General features: G+C 79.3%; 4 protein-coding genes. All 4 read right to left on the reverse strand.

The genetic code is table 11. The features are described from left to right. A partial coding sequence (locus G5C65_RS39715) for a nitroreductase family protein (RefSeq protein ID WP_478501617.1) occupies nt 1-744 on the reverse strand: 744 nt, incomplete at its 3' end. Nucleotides 745-769: 25 nt separating this feature from the next. Then, nucleotides 770-2,137, reverse strand: a complete 1,368-nt coding sequence (locus G5C65_RS31675) for a YcaO-like family protein (protein WP_165302484.1) — start codon at nt 2,135-2,137, stop codon at nt 770-772. Then, a complete protein-coding gene (locus tag G5C65_RS31680) occupies nt 2,134-3,636 on the reverse strand; it encodes a CocE/NonD family hydrolase (RefSeq protein ID WP_165302485.1) in 1,503 nt (500 codons plus the stop codon). The genes G5C65_RS31675 and G5C65_RS31680 overlap by 4 nt, the downstream gene beginning before the upstream one ends. Continuing rightward, entirely contained in the window at nt 3,633-4,502 is an 870-nt protein-coding gene (locus G5C65_RS31685) for a hypothetical protein (RefSeq protein WP_165302486.1), read from the reverse strand. The genes G5C65_RS31680 and G5C65_RS31685 overlap by 4 nt, the downstream gene beginning before the upstream one ends. Nucleotides 4,503-4,529 lie beyond the last annotated feature (27 nt).

The raw sequence follows: 4,529 nt of genomic DNA on the forward strand, positions 1-4,529 counted from the left end.
AGAAAGGGCACGGGGGCTGAGCGGGAGCCACCGCTCCGGTGCCGCGGGGGCGGCGGCCAACTCGTCCAGCAGCCGCCAGGTGTCGGCGAGTACCGGCGGCACCGCGAGTCCGGCCGGCGCCGGTGCGGCCGCGGGGCCGGGGCGGGACCACCGCGTCAGCGCGTCCGGTGCCGGGGGTGTCAGCGCGACGGCGGCCAGGCCGTGTTCGGGCTCCGCACCGTCCCGGCGCCCGGGGAGCCCGGCGGCGGCCGCGAGCAGCGCGCCGTCCGCGTCCGGGCACACGCCCACGGCCCCCGCGAGGGCGAGCGCGGCGATGGCGTGCCCGGTGTCCAGCAGCAGCAGCGGCCAGGCGCGGTGCCCGTAGTGGGAGACGGTGCGGCGGGCCGTGACGGTGAGGACGGCGAGCGCGCCGGGCGGCGCTCCGCGCGGCGCGGGGCCGCGCGCGTGGAGCCGGTGGGCGCGCGGATCGTAGCCGTACCGGCCCGGCGGCAGCGTGCCGCCGGGCCCCTGGAGCAGGTGGGTGTTGACGGGGTGCAGGGCGCCCGCGGAGGCGGCGGGCCGCAGCCGGGTGCCCGCGAGGGCGCGCCGCAGCGGCCCGTCCAGTGCGGGCGGCACCGGCAGTGCGGGCCCCGGCCAGGCGGTGACCAGCCGCCCGGCCGGGAAGTCGGGGTCCGGCGGGCTCGTGGAGCGGGCGCGGGCGAGGGCCTCGCGTACGGAGGGCGCACCGCCGCTGCTGGGTGTCATGTCGCTGACCGGCCGCACTTCCGGCTCACATGTGGGGCGGCGGGGCGAGGGTGAAGTCCTCGGGCCCGGCCGGATCGGCGGTGCGCCAGCCCCGGGCCCGCGCCGCCTCGCCGAACCTGGGGCAGCCGAAGTAGCCGAACGCGGCGGGCGCGTTGGGGACGAGGCCGGAGACCAGGACGCGGGCGACCCGCAGCGGCGTCTCGGCCACGTCCTCCGTCGTCACATCGAGGGTGAGGACCCGGTGACCGCCCTGCGCGAGCCGCGCGTCGAGCTCCGCGCGGCTGCCGGGGGCGAGTTCGCCGACGGGTACGGTGCCGAGCGCGGGCTCGGTGAACCGGCCGGCGAGCGGCGCCGTCCGCGGGTCGAGCCACACCTGGACGTGCGCGCCCAGGTCGCGTACGGCGGCGAAGTCCGGGCCGCAGTCGTCCAGATAGCGCCGGTCCTGTCGGTGGTCGAGGTAGAGGCCGCGGGCGAGCAGCCCGGCGTCGACGGCCCGGTACACCCAGCCGTCGGCGTCCACGGTGCCCTGGGTGAACACCCAGGTGTGCACGGCCTCCAGCACGGCCTTGCGGGCGGCCTCGGCCGGGTCGTACCGGCAGGCGAACCCGGCGGCGTGGATACCGCGCCCCGCGTCGCGCACGAGGGCGGCCACGCAGGGCGCGAACTCGGAGGGCATCTCGACGAGGTGGACGTCCAGCCCGCAGCCGTCGAGGTCGCGCTCCAGGCCCGGCACGGAGGCGGGGTCGATGCCGCGCGCCGGCCCGTCCAGGTGCCACCACAGCTCCAGCGCGTCGCGCTCGACGACCTCCAGCAGGCCGCGCTCGACGGCGTCGTCGAGGCCCTGTCCGGTGGCGATGCCCGCGTAGTTCAGATGGTGGGTGCGCGGCAGCTCGCGCAGGGCGCCCTGCCGCCAGTTGAGGTGGCTCAGCGCGACGGGGACCCAGCACTCCTCCCCCGCCTCGGTGCCGCGCGCCCACAGCGCGGGGGTGTCGCCGGTCAGCGGCCGGTAGGGGTAGCCGGGCCGCTGGTACTGCCATGCGGCGTAGCGGGGCAGCGCGCCGGGCCCGTACACCCGGCGCCCCTCGGCGGCGAGTTCGGCGGCGGTGGCGCGGCGCGGCGCGTCCGGGTGGCCGGGCGGCGGGAGGCGGTTGCCGCAGTAGCGCTCGACGGCCTCGGCGATCGCGGCGAGCCGGGCCCCGGCCGGGTCGCCGAAGGTGGTGCCCAGCGAGACCCGGTCGGCGGGCCAGGCGCCGAACCGGCGCGCGTCGGAGACGTCGGCGGTCATCGCGGTGTAGCGGGGCGGGGCGCCGGAGGGGTGCGGGACGGACTCGACCCTGCGTATCAGCCCGCAGACCGGGTCCACGAGCGCCTCGACGTCCAGGGTGCTGGTCAACTCGGTATCTCCTGTGCGGGGTCGGCGGCGCGGGCGCGCCAGGCCACGGCCAGCGCCAGCGCGCTGCCCGACGGGCGTACGGTGCGCCGGGACGCGGCCAGCCGGGTGGCGGTGACCGGGTCCTCGCCGGTGTGCGGGTTGCGGGCGTGCGCGGGGAAGTGGTGCCCGGCGATCTCCAGTCGGAGCCGGGTTCCGGCGGGCAGCCGGCGCGCGAGGGTGCCGAGCGGCACGCTGAACGTGCGGGGCTCCCCGGCCGCCCCGGTACGCCGGACGACGCCGACCGCCAGCGGCTCGGCGCGCCCGTCGGGGCCGAGGGCGACCAGGCGGGCCGCCCAGTCGGCCGCGGGGGTGTCGGCGGCGGCGTCCAGCCGGACGTCCGCCGCCCCCAGCAGGTCGAGCGGCCGGGGCAGCGGAGGGGTCACCAGAAGGCACCGGTCGGGCACGCCGTGCCGGGGCACGTCCAGCGTGTCGGACCGTACGGGACGCCACGGGTCGGCGGTGAACTCCCGCCCCGAGACCACCCGCAGCCCGTCCCGGGCCCCGAACCCGAGCACCTTGCCGACAACGGGGCCGTGTCCGCGGGACGTCACCAGCAACCGGGCATCGCACCACACGTCGCTCGCTCCGAGAGCGACAACACCCCCGCGGTCAGCGGAGACCGCACCCGAGAGCGCCGCGCGGGCCCACCGCACGGAGAGCTCGCCCAGGTTCACCCGGTGCGCGCGCCGCGCACCGGGCGCCGGCTCGGCGGTGAGGCCGTGCCCCCAGGGGCCGAGCAGCAGCCGCGCGGGACCGCCCCAGCGGCGCCACAGCCGCACGGTGTCCTCGGCGAACGGGTCGTGCGTACCGCCCACGGCGAGCAGCGGCAGTCCGGCGGTGGCGGCGCGCGCCAGCAGCACGTCGCGCCGGCAGCCCTCCCACACGCCGGGCCAGGACGGCAGGTCCAGAAGGGTGTGCACGGGCAGGTGCTCCAGGCGCCCGGGGTCGAGCGGCGCGGGCCCGGACTCGGGGCGGTCGCCGTGCGCGGCCCACCACCCGGCGCGGGACAGCAGCCGTTCGGGTCCTGTGCGTTCGCGCGCGGTCTCGGCCAGGCCGAGCGCGGGGACTGCCGCGATCACCGCGTCCGGGCGGGCCGCCGGGTCCTCGCCCAGTGCGACGGCGAGCGCGCAGTACGCCGCGTAGGAGGAGCCGACGGCCACGACGCGCCCGTCGCTCCACTCCTGGGCCCGGATCCAGGCCAGGGTCGCGGCGCCGTCCGACTCCTCGTCGCGGTACGGGTGCCAGGCCCCGCCCGCCGCGTACCGGCCGCGTACGTCCTGCGCGACGGCGGCGAAGCCGCGCGCCGCCCAGGCGCTCAGCTCCGCGCGGTGGCTGCGCCGGTCGTAGGGGGTGCGCAGGACGACCGCCGGATGCGGGCCGGGGTGCGGGGGCAGCCGCACATCCGTGGCCCGGCCTGGCCGGTAGGGCGGGTGCGCGGGGCTCAGGTGCGCGGGGCTCATGGGGCGGTGCTCCGCGACGGCGACGGCGACGGCGACGGCGACAGGGACGGCAGTGGAGCCGCGTGCGGGACGGGGAGTACGGGGTGCGTCGTCACGGCCAGATCCCGCAGGTCGACGCGGCGCAGCCGGCGGCGTACGACGAGCGGCGCTCCGGACGCCCACGCGACGAGGTCGGCGCAGAGCAGCGCGGCGGTCAGCGCGGCCGACGCCTCGGTGTGCGCGGGGCCGGTGTCCGGCGTGCCGTGACCGGCCCAGTAGGCGGCGAGTTCGCGGTGCGCGGCCGTGGCGGCGAGCCGGCGCAGCCGTACGTGCTCCGAGGTGACGTCGCCGGGCGCGGCGGAGAGCGGCTCCAGCCACACCTGCCGGCCCTCGCGGTGGCAGCGCAGCCAGCCGACGCCGTGCGCGGGCAGCCGGTCCGCTTCCGCCCACAGGCCGTCCGGCACCGGGTCGGCCAGGCACCATACGACGGCCTGCCGCTCCCGCTGCCCTCGGCGGTCGGCGAGCAGGGCGCGGACCGAGGCGGGGCCGGCGGTGCGCACGTCGCCGCCCGCGTCCCGCACACAGCGGGTGAGCGGGCCGGTCAGCCGGCCGTCGCCGAGGACATGGACCGTGTGCCCGGCGAGCGGGGGCGCGCTCGCGGCGTCACCCGCGTACCCGGCCTCCTCGAACGCGCGGGCCAGCCGGTCGAGTCCGGGGTCGGCGCCCGCCTCGCCCCGGCCCGAGGTCAGGTGGGCGACGAGCGCCTCGGGGGGCACGTCGCCGGTGTCGATCCGCAGGAACTCCCCGTCGGCCGTACGGACGGCGAGGCCCTGGCCGGGCGTGCGGACGAGGACGACGCCGGGGGCGATCCGCGCGGTGGGGGCCACGAAGTCTCTCCTTGAGCGGGGCGGGGC

The organism is Streptomyces boncukensis (assembly GCF_011045075.1).
GTDB classification, from domain to species: Bacteria; Actinomycetota; Actinomycetes; order Streptomycetales; family Streptomycetaceae; genus Streptomyces; species Streptomyces boncukensis.